Annotated in this window: 20 protein-coding genes; 6 read left to right on the forward strand and 14 right to left on the reverse strand. The window is 69.2% G+C overall.

Annotated features, from left to right (window positions below; genetic code table 11):
• Positions 1 to 136: 136 nt before the first annotated feature.
• From MKP15_RS00890 to grxD, 3 genes are read right to left on the reverse strand one after another with little or no spacing between them, the layout of a single operon-like run.
• Complete coding sequence (locus MKP15_RS00890; RefSeq protein WP_240211485.1) at positions 137 to 730, reverse strand: YhgN family NAAT transporter; 594 nt, start codon at positions 728 to 730, stop codon at positions 137 to 139.
• Entirely contained in the window at positions 727 to 1485 is a 759-nt protein-coding gene (locus tag MKP15_RS00895; protein ID WP_240211486.1) for an SDR family NAD(P)-dependent oxidoreductase, read from the reverse strand. Before MKP15_RS00895 ends, MKP15_RS00890 begins: the two co-directional genes overlap by 4 nt.
• A complete protein-coding gene (gene grxD, locus MKP15_RS00900) occupies positions 1482 to 1802 on the reverse strand; it encodes a Grx4 family monothiol glutaredoxin (RefSeq protein WP_104938499.1) in 321 nt (106 codons plus the stop codon). The genes MKP15_RS00895 and grxD overlap by 4 nt, the downstream gene beginning before the upstream one ends.
• A 122-nt stretch (positions 1803 to 1924) precedes the next feature.
• Here grxD and MKP15_RS00905 point away from each other — a divergent pair, with 122 nt between their 5' ends.
• Positions 1925 to 2503, forward strand: coding sequence for a Fe-Mn family superoxide dismutase (locus MKP15_RS00905; RefSeq protein WP_240211487.1), 579 nt, complete (start codon positions 1925 to 1927; stop codon positions 2501 to 2503).
• A gap of 64 nt (positions 2504 to 2567) precedes the next feature.
• Here MKP15_RS00905 and MKP15_RS00910 read toward each other — a convergent pair whose 3' ends face one another.
• The 3 genes from MKP15_RS00910 to purE form a co-directional block, all read right to left on the reverse strand.
• Entirely contained in the window at positions 2568 to 2903 is a 336-nt protein-coding gene (locus MKP15_RS00910; protein ID WP_104938497.1) for a carboxymuconolactone decarboxylase family protein, read from the reverse strand.
• A 193-nt stretch (positions 2904 to 3096) separates the two neighbouring features.
• Positions 3097 to 4242, reverse strand: a complete 1146-nt coding sequence (locus MKP15_RS00915; protein ID WP_161613185.1) for a 5-(carboxyamino)imidazole ribonucleotide synthase — start codon at positions 4240 to 4242, stop codon at positions 3097 to 3099.
• The gene (purE, locus tag MKP15_RS00920; RefSeq protein ID WP_104938495.1) at positions 4239 to 4742 is read right to left on the reverse strand and encodes a 5-(carboxyamino)imidazole ribonucleotide mutase; all 504 of its coding nucleotides are present in this window, start codon (positions 4740 to 4742) and stop codon (positions 4239 to 4241) included. The genes MKP15_RS00915 and purE overlap by 4 nt, the downstream gene beginning before the upstream one ends.
• A 59-nt stretch (positions 4743 to 4801) precedes the next feature.
• On the opposite strand from purE, the gene MKP15_RS00925 reads away from it, so the two are divergent.
• The 4 genes from MKP15_RS00925 to MKP15_RS00940 all read left to right on the forward strand — a co-directional run bounded on the left by MKP15_RS00925 (position 4802) and on the right by MKP15_RS00940 (position 7386).
• Entirely contained in the window at positions 4802 to 5071 is a 270-nt protein-coding gene (locus MKP15_RS00925; protein ID WP_161613186.1) for a Trm112 family protein, read from the forward strand.
• A complete protein-coding gene (gene nadC, locus MKP15_RS00930; protein ID WP_240211488.1) occupies positions 5071 to 5943 on the forward strand; it encodes a carboxylating nicotinate-nucleotide diphosphorylase in 873 nt (290 codons plus the stop codon). The genes MKP15_RS00925 and nadC overlap by 1 nt, the downstream gene beginning before the upstream one ends.
• 62 nt (positions 5944 to 6005) lie before the next feature.
• Complete coding sequence (locus tag MKP15_RS00935; protein ID WP_240211489.1) at positions 6006 to 6932, forward strand: DUF2272 domain-containing protein; 927 nt, start codon at positions 6006 to 6008, stop codon at positions 6930 to 6932.
• A gap of 106 nt (positions 6933 to 7038) precedes the next feature.
• Entirely contained in the window at positions 7039 to 7386 is a 348-nt protein-coding gene (locus MKP15_RS00940; RefSeq protein WP_104938491.1) for a DUF3301 domain-containing protein, read from the forward strand.
• 66 nt (positions 7387 to 7452) lie between these two features.
• Here the strand turns inward: MKP15_RS00940 and MKP15_RS00945 are convergent, their stop codons facing one another.
• The 6 genes from MKP15_RS00945 to MKP15_RS00970 all read right to left on the reverse strand — a co-directional run bounded on the left by MKP15_RS00945 (position 7453) and on the right by MKP15_RS00970 (position 12451).
• A complete protein-coding gene (locus MKP15_RS00945; protein WP_240211490.1) occupies positions 7453 to 7890 on the reverse strand; it encodes a ClpXP protease specificity-enhancing factor in 438 nt (145 codons plus the stop codon).
• 76 nt (positions 7891 to 7966) lie between these two features.
• Positions 7967 to 8602: a glutathione S-transferase N-terminal domain-containing protein gene (locus MKP15_RS00950; RefSeq protein WP_161613196.1), complete on the reverse strand. Its 636-nt coding sequence runs from the start codon at positions 8600 to 8602 to the stop codon at positions 7967 to 7969.
• Between the two features lie 152 nt (positions 8603 to 8754).
• Entirely contained in the window at positions 8755 to 9498 is a 744-nt protein-coding gene (locus tag MKP15_RS00955; protein ID WP_104938488.1) for a cytochrome c1, read from the reverse strand.
• The gene (locus MKP15_RS00960) at positions 9491 to 10753 is read right to left on the reverse strand and encodes a cytochrome bc complex cytochrome b subunit (RefSeq protein ID WP_056932280.1); all 1263 of its coding nucleotides are present in this window, start codon (positions 10751 to 10753) and stop codon (positions 9491 to 9493) included. The genes MKP15_RS00955 and MKP15_RS00960 overlap by 8 nt, the downstream gene beginning before the upstream one ends.
• 2 nt (positions 10754 to 10755) lie before the next feature.
• Positions 10756 to 11376 carry a ubiquinol-cytochrome c reductase iron-sulfur subunit gene (gene petA / locus MKP15_RS00965; protein WP_104938486.1) on the reverse strand — a complete coding sequence of 207 codons (621 nt, stop codon included), beginning with the start codon at positions 11374 to 11376 and terminating at the stop codon, positions 10756 to 10758.
• Positions 11377 to 11548: 172 nt separating this feature from the next.
• A complete protein-coding gene (locus tag MKP15_RS00970) occupies positions 11549 to 12451 on the reverse strand; it encodes a lytic transglycosylase domain-containing protein (RefSeq protein WP_240211491.1) in 903 nt (300 codons plus the stop codon).
• Between the two features lie 144 nt (positions 12452 to 12595).
• Here MKP15_RS00970 and miaB point away from each other — a divergent pair, with 144 nt between their 5' ends.
• Complete coding sequence (miaB, locus tag MKP15_RS00975; RefSeq protein ID WP_161615441.1) at positions 12596 to 14050, forward strand: tRNA (N6-isopentenyl adenosine(37)-C2)-methylthiotransferase MiaB; 1455 nt, start codon at positions 12596 to 12598, stop codon at positions 14048 to 14050.
• 271 nt (positions 14051 to 14321) lie between these two features.
• Here the strand turns inward: miaB and MKP15_RS00980 are convergent, their stop codons facing one another.
• Positions 14322 to 15410 (reverse strand): ABC transporter permease, encoded by a 1089-nt coding sequence (locus MKP15_RS00980; RefSeq protein ID WP_240211492.1) that lies wholly within the window; start codon positions 15408 to 15410, stop codon positions 14322 to 14324.
• Positions 15407 to 16333: an ABC transporter ATP-binding protein gene (locus MKP15_RS00985; RefSeq protein WP_240211706.1), complete on the reverse strand. Its 927-nt coding sequence runs from the start codon at positions 16331 to 16333 to the stop codon at positions 15407 to 15409. The genes MKP15_RS00980 and MKP15_RS00985 overlap by 4 nt, the downstream gene beginning before the upstream one ends.
• Positions 16334 to 16343: the final 10 nt, after the last annotated feature.

Raw genomic sequence — 16343 nt, forward strand, 5'->3', positions numbered from 1 at the left:
TTGAATCTGGGGGTACCTTCCGCGGCGGTTACATGCGCAACGGTTAAGATAAGGTTAACACGGTAAGCACCAAATATGACCGCAGCAAGACAGCCATCTTGCATTGCAGCAAATGCGGCACAATCGAATCAAAGACTTACGAAATGGACGCCAGGTAAGTGGCGACACCGTCGAGCAACATTTGCACGGAAATCGCGACGAGCAGCATGCCCATGAGGCGCTCCAGCGCGGTCAGTGCCCGCGCCCCGAGCAGCTTGTAGAGCAGCGTCGCCGACATCAGGATCGCCGCCGTGGCGCCCCACGCCAGCAGCAGGGCCAGGCTCCATTCACCGAGCCGGTCGGGCTCGTTGCTGCCCATCAGCATGACCGCCGCCATGCCCGACGGCCCGGCCACCAGAGGGATCGCCATCGGCACGATGAACGGCTCGCCATCCGGCACCGCCCCCATCAGCCCTTCCGGCCGCGGGAAGATCATGCGGATGCCGATCAGGAACAGCACGATGCCACCGGCGATGGCCACCGACTCCTGGCGCAGGTGCATGAGCTCCAGCGCGTACTTGCCGCCCCACAGGAAGGCCATCAGCACGGCCAGCGCGATCAGCAGCTCGCGCACCAGGACCACGCGCTGGCGGCGAGGCGCCAGCGGCTTGAGCAGGCTGAGGAACACCGGGATGTTGCCCAGCGGGTCCAGGATCAGGAACAGCAGCAGCGCGGCGGAGAGGATCGTCACCCGTGCAGTTCCAGCACCTTGCCGCGCCAGGCCGCGCCATCGGCGGCCAGCAGCTGTACGCAGGCATCGGCGCAGGCCGCCGGGTCGACCGGCGCGTAGTCGGTTTCGTGGGTGAAGGCGCGCGCCCGCAGCGGCGTGCGCATCGGCCGCGGCTGCAACCCGCTGACCCGCACCGGACCGCTGCGCAGTTCGTGGTGCAGGGTATCGAGCAGGCCACGCAGGCCATACTGGGCCACGCCATAGCCGCCCCAGTAGGCCTGGCCGACCCGCTGCGGGTCGTCCAGCGCGAACACCACCGCCGCATCTTCGCGCTGGCGCAACAGCGGCAGGCAGGCCTGGGTCAGCCAGGCGCGGGCGGTCAGGTTGACATGGATGGCGCGCGCGAATGCCGCCGGGTCCGCGAGCGCGAAGGGCGTGAGCCCGGCGAAGTCGGCCGCACAGTGCAGCAGGCCATCCAGCCGGCCGACTTCCGACGCCAGCCGCGCGGCCAGTTCGGCGTAGTCATCGGGCGAGGCGCCCTCCATGTCCAACGGATACAGCAGCGGCTCGGGACCGAGCTGCGCGGCACTGTCATAGACGCGGTTGAGCTTGGCGACCTTGCGCCCGAGCAGGACCACGGTGGCGCCGGCCGCGGCGCAGGCCCGCGACGCCGCCGCACCGAGGCCGCCGGCGGCACCGGCGACCAGCACGACGCGCCCGTCCAGGCGCGACCCCGGGGCCGGCGCGTTGCCGGCGTCGATCGATTGCGCGCTCATGCCTGGCCCGCCTCGGCGACGATGCGCTTGAGCTCGCCCGACTCCAGCAGTTCCAGGATGATGTCGCAGCCGCCGATCAGTTCGCCATGCATGAAGAACTGCGGAAACGTCGGCCAGTTGGAATAGCGCGGCAGGTTGGCGCGCACTTCGGGCAGCTCGAGCACGTTGACGGTGCGCAGGTTGACCGCGCCCGCCGCCAGCAGCGCCTGTACGGCCCGGCTGGAGAACCCGCACATCGGATACTGCGGCGTCCCTTTCATGAACAGGACGAGGGGATGCTGCTCCACCTCCGCCTGGATTTGCTCCATCACCGCCATTGCAATCTCCCAGCTGCTGCGAAGGAACGGCCTGTCCGGTCGGATAGACTCTTCCCCCGTGGCTGCCGATTGTAAGCCGAGCCAGCCGGCTGCCGGCGCCCCAGACCGAAAAGAAACGGACCATGCCCGTCGAACTGCCCGACCTGCCCTATCCCCGCGACGCCCTGCAGCCGCATCTCACCGCGGCGACACTGGACCTGCACCACGGCCACCACCAGCGCGCCGAGATCGAAGCCGTCAACGCCCGCATCGCCGGCACCGAACTGGAGGGCCTGGCACTGGAGGAGATCGTCCGCGCCAGCCAGGGCAGCCTGTTCGAAGCCGCCGCGCAGGCCTGGAACCACGCTTTCTACTGGCAGTGCCTGCACCCGCGGGCCGGCGGCGAGCCGCACGGCGCGCTGGCCGACCTGATCGCCCGCCAGTTCGGCGACACCCAGAAACTGCGCGAGGAATTCAACCGCGCGGCACTGGCCCTGGCCGGTTCCGGCTGGGCGTGGCTGGTGCAGCATCCGGACGGCCGCCTGGCCATCGTCACCACCCGCAACGCCAACACGCCGCTGACCGGGGACAGCACGCCCCTGCTGGGCTGCGACCTGTGGGAGCACGCCTATTACACCGACTTCCAGGACGACCGCGGGCGCTACCTGCAGGCGTTCTGGAAGCTGGTGAACTGGGATTTCGTCGGCGCCCGGCTGCGCTGAGCGCGCCGGTGGGCCTGCGCGGGCGTCACCGCCCGCGACCGACCCGGCCGCGGCCCGGATCGCTTCAGCCGTGGGCGTCCACCGCGTCCAGCACCCGCGCCGAGAACACCAGCGCGGCACCGGCATTGAGCGCGACCGCCACGCCCAGCGCCTCGGCGATCTCCTCGCGGCTCGCCCCCTGTTTCAGCGCCGCGTCGACATGGGTGGTGATGCAGCCGTCGCAGCGGGTCGTCACCGCCACCGCCAGGGCGATCAGCTCGCGGGTCCGGGCATCCAGGTGCGCGGTCTGCGCGCCGGCACCGCTCAGCGTCATGTAGCCCTTGAGCGTATCGGGCGAGAGCTTGCCCAGCTCGCCGATACGCCCCTTCAGCTCGCGACGGTATGCGTTCCAGTCCAGCATGGTGGCCACTCCGAGGGAAGGAGCCGCCACGCTACCACCCGACCGGTCGCGGGGGGGGGGGCCGGGGCGCCCCCCCCCCCCCCCGCCCCCCCCCCCGGCGGCGCGCAGGGCGCCCCCCCCCCCCCCCCCCCCCCGGTCGCGGCGGTGCGCACGGGAGCGCACCGCCACGCCGTGGATCCCGGCGCTGGCGCGGTCAGCGGCCGCGCAGCGCGCGCACCACCGGTTCGACCTGCGCCGGCCGGGCAAGCGCCTGCCCCACCCGCTCCAGCGCGTCGGCCAATGCCGCGGCATCGTCGTCGCGCAGGTTGGCATGGCCCACCTTGCGGCCTTCGCGCGGCTGCTTGCCGTAATCGTGCCAGTGGCCGGCGGGCTCGGCGAGTACGGCACGCGCATCCGGCATCCGGCCGAGCCAGTTGAGCATGCAGGCGTGGCCCAGCACCCGGGTGTCGCCCAGCGGCAGGCCCAGCACCGCGCGCAGATGGTTCTCGAACTGCGAAGTTTCCGCGCCGTCACTGGTCCAGTGGCCGGAGTTGTGCACGCGCGGTGCCATCTCGTTGGCCAGCAGCTCGTCGCCGCGGCAGAACAGTTCGAGCGCGAACACGCCGACGTAGTCGAGCCGCTCGGCCACCCGGCGCGCATAGCCGATGGCCGCTTCGTGCTGGGCCGCGCCCGCGGGGGCCGGCGCCAGGCTCGCCGACAGCACGCCATCGACGTGCCAGTTGCCGGTCAGCGGCCAGGCGCGGAACTCGCCATCGCGGCCACGCACGGCCACCACGCTGACCTCGCGGTCGAAGGCGACGAAGCCCTCCAGGATCAGGCCGGTCGCGTCCACCTGGGCGCCCAGCGCCTGCCAGGCGGCGTCGATGTCGGCCTCGCCGCGGATGCGGAACTGGCCCTTGCCGTCGTACCCGAGCCGGCGCGTCTTGAGGATGCAGGGCATGCCGAACTCGGCGGCCTTCGCCGCCAGCTCGTCGCGGCTGCGGATATCGGCGAACGGCGGCAGCGGAATGCCCAGCTCCTGGAACAGGGATTTCTCGCTGAGCCGGTCCTGCGCCACCGCCAGCGCGGCGGGGTTGGGAAACACCGGCCTGCGCTCGGCCAGCCAGCGCGCGCTGGCGGCCGGCACGTTCTCGAAATCGAAGGTGACCACGTCCACCCGTGCGGCGAACTCGGCCAGCGCGGCGGTGTCGTCGAACGCCCCGACCTGCAGCGGCGCCAGCTGCCCGGCGCAGGCGTCGGCGGCGGGATCGAACACCACGAAGCGCAGGCCGAGCGGCGCACCGGCCAGGACCATCATGCGGGCCAGCTGCCCACCGCCGAGGATGCCGACCGTGGTCATTGGCGCGGATCGTCGGCGGCCATCACGTCGGCGGTCTGGCGCGCGCGGAATGCCTCCAGCGCCTGGCCGATGGCCGGTTGCGCCGGCGCCAGCATCGCCGCCGCGAACAGCGCCGCGTTCGACGCGCCGGCATTGCCGATGGCGAATGTCGCCACCGGGATCCCGGCCGGCATCTGCACGATCGACAGCAGCGAATCCATGCCGTTCAGTGCCTTGGACTGCACCGGAACGCCCAGCACCGGCACCGCGGTCTTGGCCGCGATCATCCCCGGCAGGTGGGCGGCGCCGCCGGCGCCGGCGATGATCGCGCGCAGCCCGCGCGGGCCGGCCTGTTCGGCATAGGTGAACAGCACGTCCGGCGTGCGATGCGCCGAAACCACCTTCACTTCATAGGGCACACCCAGCGCGTCGAGCTTCTGGGCCGCGTGCTGCATGGTTTCCCAGTCGGAACGGGAACCCATCACGATGCCGACGAGCGGCGCGGAGGAATTGGGGGTCATTGGCCGTCACCTGCTGCAAAGACGTATTCTAGCCATCTTCCACGCAAGACCACGACCCGATGGACCGCAAACTGCTCGACCTGCTCGTCTCGCCCGACACCCGCCAGCCGCTGGCCCTGCTGGACAGTGCCGGACTGGAAGCGCTGAACCGCGCCATCGCCGCCGGCGGCGTCAGCCGCGCCGACGGCAGCGCGCAGGCAGAACCGCTGCGCGAGGCGCTGGTCACCCGCGACCGCAGGCAGGTGTTCCGGGTCGAGGACGGCATCCCGGTGCTGCTGCCCGAGGAGGCCATCGCCACCGCGCAGATCGACGGTTTCCCGGGCAAGTGATGCTGCCGCAGCCGCCGGCCGCTCCGCCGCAGGAGCAGATCGACGCCGACGTCGCCCGCGCCCTGGCCGAGGACATCGGCAGCGGCGACGTCACCGCCGCGCTGCTGCCCGATACCGCCGACTGCGCCTACCTGCTGTGCAAGCAGGACGCGGTGATCGCCGGCCGCCCCTGGTTCGACGCCACCCACCGCGCGCTCGATCCGCAGGTCAGGATCGACTGGCGGGTGCGGGAGGGCGAGCAGGTCGCCGCCGGCACCGTGCTGGCCACGCTGCAGGGCTGCAGCCGCGCCCTGGTCAGCGCCGAGCGCACGTCGCTGAATTTCATGCAGACGCTGTCGGCCACCGCCACCACCACCGCGCGCCATGTCGCGGCCGTGGCCGGCACCGGGACACGCATCCTCGACACCCGCAAGACCCTGCCCGGCCTGCGCCTGGCGCAGAAGTACGCGGTGCGCTGCGGCGGCGGCGACAACCACCGCATCGGCCTGTTCGACATGGTGATGCTGAAGGAGAACCACATCCGCGCCGCCGGCTCGTTGACCGCCGCGGTACGCGCCGCGCGCGCGCAGCAACCGGCGCTGCCGCTGGTGGTCGAGGTGGAGGACCTGGCGCAGCTGGAAGAGGCGCTGGCCGTCGGTTGCGACCGCATCCTGATCGACGACTTCAGCCCGGCCATGCGCCGCGATGCGGTACTCATCGCCGCCAGCCAGGCGCCCGCGAAGCGCATTCCACTGGAGGTTTCCGGCAGCGTCGGCCTGGACGGGCTGCGCGCGATCGCCGAGGACGGGGTCGACTATGTTTCCATCGGTGGACTGACCAAGCATGTGCAGGCGATCGACCTGTCGCTGAAGCTGGGCCCACCGCCGCGCTGATTTCACGGCACCGCCACGCGCGGCTCTGCAAGGCTCGCATGCATGCCCGAAGGAAACCCGCCGTGGCCCACCGCTTCCTGCTCTGCTGTGCGCTGTCATTGCCCGCCCTGCCAGCCGCGGCGGTGGAAGTCTGTGACATCCCGCCGCGCTATGGCGTGGGCGAAACCGCCAAGGCGGTCATCCGCGCCGCGTGCGACGAACACCGTCTCTGGTACCGCCCTTTCATCGATCGCGACGGGCGCATCGCCAGCCTCGCCATCACCGAGGCCGAGAGCGGCAGCCTGGCCGACGATGGCCTGGTCGCGTGGCAGCGGGTGGCCGGCTACTGGCGCGAGAGCGGCACGCTGTCGCCGATGGCCGCCCTGCCCGGCGCCCACAGTTGCATGGCACTGCCCGGCGAGCGCACCACCGATAACGATTGCCGTGCGTTCCTGGTCGACAATCCCTGGTCGGCCGCATTCGTTTCCTGGGTAATGACGCGTGCCGGCGTGCCGGGCTTCACCCGCTCTCCCCGGCATATCGACTACATCCGTGCCGCCCGCCGCGGTGGCGCCGCCGCCCGCCCCTACCGGCTCACCGATCCGATGCAGGAAAAGCCCGCGCCGGGCGACCTGCTGTGCTTCCTGCGCGAACGCAGCAGGCCGCTCAGCTACGCGGGCCTGGCGCAGGCCCTGGACGGTGGCGGCGCCGACCGCTGGAAATCGCACTGCGAAGTGGTCGTGGCCGCCAATGCCGGCGGCGACCAGACCCTGTATCTGGTAGGCGGCAACGTCGCCAACACGGTGGTGATGCGCAAGCTGCCGCTGGGCCGGACCGGACGCCTGCTCATGCCGGCGCCGGCCGACCCGCAGCCGTTGACGCTGGAGCCCGCGTGCTCGCCCGGCCGCGAGGAGGAGTGCGACTTCAACCGCCAGGACTGGGCGGCACTGCTGAAGCTGGTGGAAGCACCGGCACCGACGCCGGTGGATGCGGCGGCCAGCGAGCGCTGAACAGCCCGGCGCACGCCCGGCCCTGCGCCGCGATCGTCGCGTGGCACGCGCGCCCATTGCATCGGGCGTGGTTCCGCTTTTGCGCGCGGCCGCCTAAAGTGGCGCCATGCCTACCTTGTTGATCCTGATGATCCTCGGCGCCATCGGCTATGCCTTCTGGGATGCGTCCCGGGCCGCGGCCGAACGCGCGACCGAACTGGGCCGCAACGCCTGCCAGGCGGCGGACGTGCAGTGGCTGGACCAGAGCGTACATGCCACCGGGCTGCGGTTGTGCCGGCTGCCCAGCGGCTGGCTGGGCTTCGAGCGCAGTTTCCGCTTCGATTATTCCTACGATGGCGTCGAGCGCCATAGCGGGCGCATGGTGCTGCGCGGCAGGCAGCTGGTGTCCTTCGTCGGCCCGGCCAGCGCCCGGGTCAGCATGCTGCAGCCGCGCGACGAGGCGGAGGACATCTGACGCCGGCACGCGGCGCGATCCGCGCTGCCATGCAAACGAAACCGCCGCCTGGCGGCGGCGGTGGGTTCATTTCACTACCCGCAGGAACGGGCGCTTGCCCGAGGGCTGCGGCGGATCCGGTGGCGTGGGCGGCGGGGTGTCGTCGTCGTGCGCCTCCGGCCCATCATTGCCGGGAATGTCATCGGGCAATGCCATGCCCTGCCCGGTTTCGCGCGCATACACCGCCAGCACCGCGGCGATCGGCACGTTCACCGGGAAGCTGACGCCGGAAAAACGCGCGGTGAAACTCACCGCATCGTTGTCGATGTGCAGCCGCATCACCGCGCGCTCGGCGATGTTCAGCACGACCCGCTCGTCCTTTACGGCGCTGGCCGGCACCTGCACGCCGGGCACGCCGGCGTCGACCATGATGTGCGGGGTCATGCCGTTGTCGTTGATCCACTCCACCAGCGCCCGCAACAGGTAGGGGCGATGGCTGCTCATGCGGAAAGATTCTTCACTCATGGGGCAAGTGTACGCGGCATCGGGTGCCGTCACCGCCCTGCGGCGGTGATCGATAAGTCTGCATACAGCAGATGCGTCAGGCCGGCAGGTCGCGCAGCTTCTTTTCCTGTTCGGTGAGGCTGCGGATGAAACCCGGGTTGCGGAAGATGCGGTTGCCGTAGTCCTCGATGGCCTTGCCGTCCTTGGGCAGCGCGATGCCCAGTGCCTCGAGCCGCCAGATGATCGGCGCCATCGCGCAGTCGGCAAGGCTCATTTCCGGATTGAGGAAGAACTTGGATGCCTTGAACAGCGGCACCGACTGCGCCACCAGCTCCTTCAGCCGCTTGCGGGCGGCTTCAGCCTGGCTCTTGTTGCCCAGCTGGATCGCCTGCACCTGGGGCACCCAGTCGTGCTCGATGCGCAACATCGCCAGGCGCAGGCGCGCCCGCGACAACGGGTCCACCGGCATCAGCGGTGGATGCGGGTAGCGCTCGTCCAGGTACTCGCTGACCACCGAGGCCGCATAGAGCACCAGCTCGCGCTCGACCAGGGTCGGCACCGAATGGTAGGGATTGAGGTCGATGAGGTCTTCCGGCGGATTCTGTGGATCGACCGGGACCAGATCGTAGGTGACGCCCTTCGCGGCCAGTACCAGCCGCACCCGATGGCACAGGACATCGTCATTGGCCGAGAACAACGTCAGGGTATTTCGCATGCGCACACTCGCCGCCATCAAGGGCTCTCCAAGGGCCGGCATCCGCCAGCCTTACGGCGCCGCGGGCCCAGCGCCCGCGGTCGCCACCTTCCCTGAGTGTGCAGTCAGCCGGTGCCGATGCCAAGTGCCGGGGAACCTGCCCCCGCACCGGTCCGGGACCCACCCTCACGTCAATGCACGTCGGTCCAGTACTCGTTCTTGAGCAGGTAAGCCAGGAAGGAGAGCAGCGCCAGGAACAGCACCACCCACACGCCCAGGCTCTGGCGCTTGAGTGCGGCCGGCTCGCCCGCGTACTCCAGGAAATTGGTGATGTCGCGCACGGTCTGGTCGTACTCCTGCGGCGTCACCTTGCCCGGACTGGTCACCACCAGCCGCTCCGGGTGCCGCTCGCCGGCCGCGTCGGGCTCGCCGAACTCGGCATGCTGGAGGCCCTGCAGCTCCCACAGCGGGTTGGGCATGGAGGCGTTCGGGAACAGCTTGTTGTTCCAGCCCAGCGGCCGCGACTCGTCCAGGTAGAACGACTTGAGATAGGTGTAGACCCAGTCGCTCTGGCGCACGCGCGCGATCAGGCTCAGGTCCGGCGGCATCTTGCCGAACCACTTCTCGCCCTGCGCCTTGGTCATGGCGACATGGATCTGCTCACCGAACTTGGCACCGGTGAAATTCAGGTTGTCCATGACCTGCTGCTCGGTCAGGCCAAGGTCCGACGCCATGCGCGAGTAACGCAGGTATTTCAGCGAATGGCAGCCCGAGCAGTAGTTCATGTAGGCCTGCGCACCACGCTGCAGCGATGCCTGGTCGGACAGGTCGTTGCCGGCCTGCTGCAGCGCGCCTTCGGTGGCGGCGAAGGTGGTGGCCGAGAACAGGAGCGCGGCAGCGGCCGATGCCAGCAAGGCAATCCATTTCTTAGTCATGCGTCGTCACCCGCTCCGGCACCGGCTTGGTCTTGTCCAGCTTGGTCCACACTGGCATGGTCAGGAAGAAGAGGAAGTAATACGCGGTCAGGAAACGGCCGATGATGGTCTCCACCGGGTCGGTACCCGGGCCCGCACCGATCTTGCCCAGCCACACGAAGCTGATGGCGAAGCCGAACAGCAGCAGCTTGGACAGCAGACCGCGGTAGCGGTAGGACTTGACCTTGGCGCGGTCCAGCCACGGCACCAGGAACAGGATCGCGATGGCACCGAACATCACCAGCACGCCGCTGAGCTTGTGCGGGATCACCCGCAGCATCGCGTAGTAGGGCGTGTAGTACCACACCGGCTTGATGTGCGCCGGGGTCACCAGGCTGTTGGCCTCGGTGAAGTTGTCGTGCTCGAGGAACCAGCCGCCGAACGCCGGGGCGAAGAAGATGATGAAGGCGGCGATGACCATCATCGCGAACACGTAGAAGGTGTCCTTCACCGTGTAATACGGATGGAACGGCACGCCATCGGCCGGCGCGGTCGGCGACCAGCGGTTGCCCTTCGGGCCCTTCTTGATCTCCACGCCGTCGGGGTTGTTGGAGCCCACCTCGTGCAGCGCCCCCAGGTGCAGCACCACCAGCAGCAGCAGCACCAGCGGCACCGCGATCACGTGCAGGGCGAAGAAGCGGTTCAAGGTGGCGTCGGACGGCAGGTAGTCGCCCATGATCCACTCGGTCAGGCCGTTGCCGATCACCGGGATCGCGCCGAACAGCGAGATGATGACCTTCGCGCCCCAGAACGACATCTGGCCCCACGGCAGCACGTAGCCCATGAAGGCTTCGGCCATCAGCGCCAGGTAGATCAGCATGCCCAGGATCCAGACCAGCTCGCGCGGCTTCTTGTAGGAGCCGTACATCAGCCCGCGGAACATGTGCAGGTAGACGACGATGAAGAACAGCGAGGCTCCGGTGCTGTGCATGTAGCGGATCAGCCAGCCCCACTCCACGTCGCGCATGATGTACTCGACCGAGGCGAAGGCTTCCGCCGCGCTGGTCTTGTAATGCATGGTGAGGAAGATGCCGGTGACGATCTGGTTGACCAGCACCACCATCGACAGCACGCCGAAGATGTACCAGATGTTGAAGTTCTTCGGCGCGTAGTACTCGGACATGTGCTTCCGGTACATCGGCATCAGCGCCGGGGCGCGGTCGTTGACCCAGCCCATCACGCCATTGGCGGCGCGGACGAGGATGTTGTCAGCCATGATTACGCCGCCCCCTTCGGATCGACGCCGATGACGATGGTGTTGTCGTCGGCGTAGTGGTGTGGTGGCACGACCAGGTTGGTCGGCGCCGGCACGCCCTGGAACACGCGTCCGGCCATATCGAAGCGCGACTTGTGGCAGGGGCAGAAGTAGCCACCCTTCCATTCCGGGTCATACGGCTCGGGCTTGATCTCGGCGGCCATTTCCGGCGAGCAGCCCAGGTGGGTGCACAGGCCGACCAGCACCGAGATTTCCGGCTTGATCGAGCGCAGCTCCGGGTTGGCCTTGCGCACATAATCCGGCTGCTGGTCCGCATTCTCGGACTTGGGGTCGCGCAGGCGGCCATCGAGCGTCGGCAACGCCTCGAGCACCGCTTTGGAGCGCTTGACGATCCAGATCGGCTGGCCTCGCCACTCCAGGACCAGGCGCTGCCCCTCCTGCAACGCGCTGATGTCGGCATTCACCGGTGCGCCGGCCAGCTGGGCCTTGGCACTGGGATTCCATGACTTGATGAAAGGAACTGCTGCGAAACCTGCCCCGACTGCGCCGACCACGGCGGTGGTCGCGGTCAGGAAGCGCCGGCGTCCGGCATTGACTGGATCGTTTACCCCATCGTTGGCCATCCGGCCCTCCGATATTGATTAGGTGGCTTGCGGCTGCCTGCGACCGGTGGAACCGGACCGCTCAGAATCGAATCTCCCCCGAGTTTAGCTGAACGATCAGCGGCCGCACAACGCGATGAAACACGAGTCCATGACTTTTGTCACGCGCTCCTGGAATAAAAAAGAACAGCACTCATTGGCGCGAACCCAGCTCGCCACGGTAGCGGTCGGCCAACTGCGCCACGCGCTTTACGTAATACTGGGTTTCGTTGTAGGGCGGCACGCCCCCGTGCCGATCCACCGCGCCCTCGCCGGCGTTGTAACCGGCCGCGGCCAGCGTCAGGTCACCGTTGAAGCGGCGCAGCAGCCACGACAGGTAGCGCACGCCGCCGCGGATGTTCTGGCTGGCGTCGTAGGCATCGCTCACCCCGAAGCGGCGCGCGGTGGCCGGCATCAGCTGCATCAGCCCCTGCGCGCCGGCGCGGCTCAAGGCAGTGGGATTGAACGCCGACTCGGCATGGATCACCGCGCGCACCACCGCTTCCTCGACCCCGAACTCGCGCGCCGCGGCGGCGATTTCGGCGCGATAGGCCTGGGTGTTGAGCCGCACCGTGCCGAAGTTGACGCCGGGGTTGGCGCCGCAGGCATAGCAGCGCTCGATGTAGCTGTAGCGGATGGTGCGTACTTCGCCCAGGCTGGCGACCTGCGCCGGACGGGCGCTGGTGTAGTGGCGCACGCCGTCCTTCATGTAGGTATAGACCTGCCCGCTGACCACCCGCTGCGCGCGGCTGACGTGCGCCGGCGCTGGCGCCGGTGTGGCGGGCGCGGCGCTGGCGGTCACCGTGGTGGGCGCGGGGCGGTCCGCGGTGGCGGCGCCCCCGGCACTGGCCGCGGGCGCGGCGGCCGGTGGCCGGCTGGCCGGCCGGGCCGATGGCCGGTAGCTGCCGACCACGCTGCAGCTGGCTCCGCGGATGCGCTTGCTGACGTAGTTGGAGACGCCATCGGCACCGAGGCACTTGTACAGGGTACCGGCACTGGCCGGCATAGCCGTCAGCGCGGCGATCAATACCCCAGCAATCCCCAGTCCGGTCTTCATTGCGGGCGGAAGTGTCCCAGTTTCGCGCCCGGAATGCCAACTGCCGGCCGCCGCCGGTACGCCCGGTACCGGCAACCCCGGTACAATCGCCCCCCGCCGCGGCGCCAGCGCCGCCTGCCCGCCCACCCGTCTGGAATAAGCGCCATGCCCGGGACGCCCGCCTCCCCCCTGCCGAACACGGCGGTTTCCGCCGTGTCTTCCGTCGACATGAACACCCCCGAATTGATCCCCCTGCCCGGTGCCCGCGGCGCGGCCGCCGGCACACCGGCGCGCGGCAAGCTCTATATCAAGACCCACGGTTGCCAGATGAACGAGTACGACTCGGCCAAGATGGCCGACGTGCTGGCGCAGGCCGAGGGCCTGGAGCTGACCGACAACCCCGAGGAGGCGGACGTGGTGCTGGTCAATACCTGCTCCATCCGCGAGAAGGCGCAGGAGAAGGTGTTCAGCCAGCTCGGCCGCTGGAAGGAACTCAAGGCCGGCGGTCGTGACGTGATCATCGGCGTCGGTGGCTGCGTGGCGTCGCAGGAGGGCGAGGCCATCGTCAAGCGCGCGCCGTACGTGGACCTGGTGTTCGGCCCGCAGACCCTGCACCGGCTGCCGGAGCTGATCCGTGCCCGCCGCGAGCAGAACCGCCCGCAGGTCGACATCAGCTTCCCCGAGATCGAAAAGTTCGACCGCCTGCCCGAGCCACGCGCCGAAGGCCCTTCGGCGTTCGTGTCGATCATGGAAGGCTGTTCCAAGTACTGCTCGTTCTGCGTGGTGCCCTATACCCGCGGCACCGAGGTCAGCCGCCCGTTCGAGGACGTGGTGGTGGAGTGCGCGCAGCTGGCCGCGCAGGGCGTGCGCGAGATCAACCTACTCGGCCAGAACGTCAATGCCTACCGGGGCCCGTACGGCGACGGCGAGATCGCCGACCTCGGCCTGCTGATCCGCACCATCGCCGAGATCGACGGCATCGGCCGCATCCGCTTCACCACCTCGCACCCGCTGGAGTTCAGCGACTCGCTGGTGGACGCCTACCGCGACGTGCCCAAGCTGGCCAACTACCTGCACCTGCCGGTACAGGCCGGCAGCGACCGCGTGCTCAGCGCCATGAAGCGCGGTTACACCGCGCTCGAGTTCAAGGCCAAGATCCGCAAGCTGCGCGCGGTACGCCCGGACATCTCGATCAGTTCGGATTTCATCGTCGGCTTTCCCGGCGAGACCGAGGCCGACTTCGAGAAGACCATGAAGCTGATCGAGGACGTGGGCTTCGACCAGAGCTTCTCCTTCATCTACTCGCGCCGCCCCGGCACCCCGGCCGCCGACCTGGAGGACACCACCCCCGAGGCGGAGAAGCACGCGCGCCTGTCGCGCCTGCAGGCGCACATCAACGCATATGCCGCCGGCATCTCCAGGAACATGGTCGGCAGCGTGCAGACCGTGCTGGTGGAAGGCACCTCGCGCAAGGACGACAACGAGCTGACCGGCAAGACCGAGAACATGCGCTCGGTCAATTTCCCGGGCCCGAAGCGGCTGATCGGCCAGTTCGTGGACGTGGTCATCACCGAGGCGCTGACCAACTCGCTGCGCGGACGCATCGTCACCCCGGACTGAGCCATAGCCGGCTGCCGCCCCGGGCAGCCGGTGCGCGCGGCCGCTGGCCAGTTCCTGGCCAGCCCGTGCGCCGCCTTGTGCGACAACGGCCGCCGCGGCTTATCCACATGTTCGCCCGGGCGTCATCCACATCCGTTGTGGACAACCCCGCACCACGTGGACAGATTTTCACCACCACCGGCAACCGCTTGCCACGCAAGGCGCGCGCGCAGCTATCCACAGGTTCGTCGCGCGCGCATCCACACCCACGGTGGACAACCGCGCCGCATGCTCAGTCCAGCCGCTTGCGGAAGCGCAGGATCGCGCCTGCCATCATCACCGCACTGAAGACCAGCAGCGCCAGCGCATCGGGCCACAGCTCCCACAGGCTGGCGCCACGCAGCATCACCCCGCGCACCAGGCGCAGGAAATGTGTCAGCGGCAGCAGCTCCGCCAGCCATTGCACCGGACGCGGCATGCCCGCGAACGGGAACATGAAGCCGGACAGCAGGATCGACGGCAGGAACAGAAAGAAGGTCATCTGCATCGCCTGGAACTGCGACTGCGCGCGGGTCGATATCAGCAGCCCCAGCGCCAGGTTGGCGACGATCAGCAGGCTGGCGGCGATGAACACATGCCACAGGCTGCCCCCCATGGGCACGTGGAAGCACCACGCGCCCAGTGCCAGCACCATGCTGGTCTGCACCAGCCCGACCACCACGTAGGGAACGACCTTGCCGACCATCAGCTCGGCGCTGGTCAGCGGCGTGGCGATCAGCAGTTCCATGTTGCCGCGTTCGCGTTCGCGCACGATCGCCACCGCGGTGAACAGCACCATGGTCATGGTCAGGATCACCCCCACCAGCCCCGGTACGATGTTGGTCGCCGAACTGCGCTGCGGGTTGTAGAAGGCGACCACGCTGACCGGGGTCGGCGCCAGCGGGTCGAACGCCATGCCGTCCAGCGGCATCCGCGCCAGCTGCGCGGCCGCGCTCTGCACCGCGTTGTCGCTGCCGTCGACCAGGATCTGCAGCGCTTCGCGGCCTTCGGCGCGGCGGCGCTCGTAGTCGGGCGGAATGACGATGCCGATGCTGATCTCGCCGCGGCGCATCGCGTCCACCAGTTGCTGCGGCGTCGCCACCTCCAGCGCCGGCGCCACCACGCCGCTGGCCACGATGTCACGCGCCAGCATCCGCGAGGCCGAGGTGCGGGCCTGGTCGGCGATGCCCGCGGACAGATCACGCAGGTTGGTGTTGATGGCGTAGCCGAACAGCAACAGCTGCATCACCGGGATGCCGATGATCATCGCCAGGGTGATGCGGTCGCGCCGCATCTGCCGCAGCTCCTTGCGCATCACCCCCAGCAGGCGGCGCAGCTTCATGCCTCGTCCCGGGCGGCAGCCGGCCGCTGGCGGGTCGCGGCGACGAACACGTCTTCCAGGCTGGCGGGCTGGGGCTGCATGCGCGCGGCGATGCCCGCCGCCTGCAGCGCTTCGCCCAGTGGCGCCTGCGCGGCACCGGGATCCAGCAGCACGCGCAGGCGGTTGCCGATCTGCGCCACGCTGGCCACGCCGGCGCAGGCCGCCAGCACCCGCGCGGCCTGCCGCGGCGGATCGGCGTCGACCACGAGCGTGCGCCCGGCCAGCCGCGCGGTGAGCTCGGCCGGGGTACCGTCGGCCACCAGCACGCCACGGTCGAGGATGGCGATGCGGTGACAGCGCTCGGCCTCGTCCATGTAATGGGTGGAGACCAGCAGGGTGGTGCCGGCATCGGCCAGTTCGAACAGCTTTTCCCAGAAATCACGGCGTGATTCCGGGTCCACCGCGCTGGTGGGTTCGTCCAGGAACAGCAGTTCCGGTTGGTGGATGACCGCCGCGGCCAGCGCCAGGCGCTGTTTCTGGCCACCGCTCAGGGTACCGGCCAGCTGCTTCTGCCGGTCCTGGAAACGGTATTGCTCGACCAGCGTGTCGATGCGCCGCCGCGCCTGCGCTCCCGGCAGGTCGTGCACGGCCGCCATGAACTCCAGGTTTTCGCGCACGCCCAGGTCGTCGAACAGCGAGAACTTCTGCGTCATGTAGCCGATGCGGCTGCGCAGCGCCTCGGCCTGCGCGGGAATGCGCAGGCCCAGCACCTCGATCTCGCCGGCGCTGGGCGTGAGCAGGCCGCACAGCATGCGGATGGTGGTGGACTTGCCCGAACCGTTCGGGCCCAGAAAGCCGTACACCTGCCGGCGCGGCACGTCCAGGTCGATGCCGTCCACCGCCCGCAGCGCGCCGAAGCGCCGGCTCAGGACGCGCGCGCGGATCGCGACGCCG

This window comes from Stenotrophomonas sp. Y6 (assembly GCF_022436665.1).
Lineage (GTDB): Bacteria > Pseudomonadota > Gammaproteobacteria > Xanthomonadales > Xanthomonadaceae > Stenotrophomonas > Stenotrophomonas acidaminiphila_A.

Excerpts from the sequence above, each read along its gene's own strand:
- MKP15_RS00950 (WP_161613196.1), bottom strand. The coding sequence starts at position 8,602 with ATGGCGGCGAGTGTGCGCATGCGAAATACCCTGACGTTGTTCTCGGCC.
- nadC (WP_240211488.1), top strand. The coding sequence starts at position 5,071 with ATGCTGCCGCAGCCGCCGGCCGCTCCGCCGCAGGAGCAGATCGACGCC.
- MKP15_RS00925 (WP_161613186.1), top strand. The coding sequence starts at position 4,802 with ATGGACCGCAAACTGCTCGACCTGCTCGTCTCGCCCGACACCCGCCAG.
- grxD (WP_104938499.1), bottom strand. The coding sequence starts at position 1,802 with ATGGCGGTGATGGAGCAAATCCAGGCGGAGGTGGAGCAGCATCCCCTC.
- MKP15_RS00980 (WP_240211492.1), bottom strand. The coding sequence starts at position 15,410 with ATGAAGCTGCGCCGCCTGCTGGGGGTGATGCGCAAGGAGCTGCGGCAG.
- MKP15_RS00960 (WP_056932280.1), bottom strand. The coding sequence starts at position 10,753 with ATGGCTGACAACATCCTCGTCCGCGCCGCCAATGGCGTGATGGGCTGG.
- MKP15_RS00895 (WP_240211486.1), bottom strand. The coding sequence starts at position 1,485 with ATGAGCGCGCAATCGATCGACGCCGGCAACGCGCCGGCCCCGGGGTCG.
- MKP15_RS00910 (WP_104938497.1), bottom strand. The coding sequence starts at position 2,903 with ATGCTGGACTGGAACGCATACCGTCGCGAGCTGAAGGGGCGTATCGGC.
- MKP15_RS00955 (WP_104938488.1), bottom strand. The coding sequence starts at position 9,498 with ATGACTAAGAAATGGATTGCCTTGCTGGCATCGGCCGCTGCCGCGCTC.
- MKP15_RS00905 (WP_240211487.1), top strand. The coding sequence starts at position 1,925 with ATGCCCGTCGAACTGCCCGACCTGCCCTATCCCCGCGACGCCCTGCAG.
- MKP15_RS00940 (WP_104938491.1), top strand. The coding sequence starts at position 7,039 with ATGCCTACCTTGTTGATCCTGATGATCCTCGGCGCCATCGGCTATGCC.
- purE (WP_104938495.1), bottom strand. The coding sequence starts at position 4,742 with ATGACCCCCAATTCCTCCGCGCCGCTCGTCGGCATCGTGATGGGTTCC.
- MKP15_RS00970 (WP_240211491.1), bottom strand. The coding sequence starts at position 12,451 with ATGAAGACCGGACTGGGGATTGCTGGGGTATTGATCGCCGCGCTGACG.
- miaB (WP_161615441.1), top strand. The coding sequence starts at position 12,596 with ATGCCCGGGACGCCCGCCTCCCCCCTGCCGAACACGGCGGTTTCCGCC.
- MKP15_RS00915 (WP_161613185.1), bottom strand. The coding sequence starts at position 4,242 with ATGACCACGGTCGGCATCCTCGGCGGTGGGCAGCTGGCCCGCATGATG.
- petA (WP_104938486.1), bottom strand. The coding sequence starts at position 11,376 with ATGGCCAACGATGGGGTAAACGATCCAGTCAATGCCGGACGCCGGCGC.
- MKP15_RS00945 (WP_240211490.1), bottom strand. The coding sequence starts at position 7,890 with ATGAGTGAAGAATCTTTCCGCATGAGCAGCCATCGCCCCTACCTGTTG.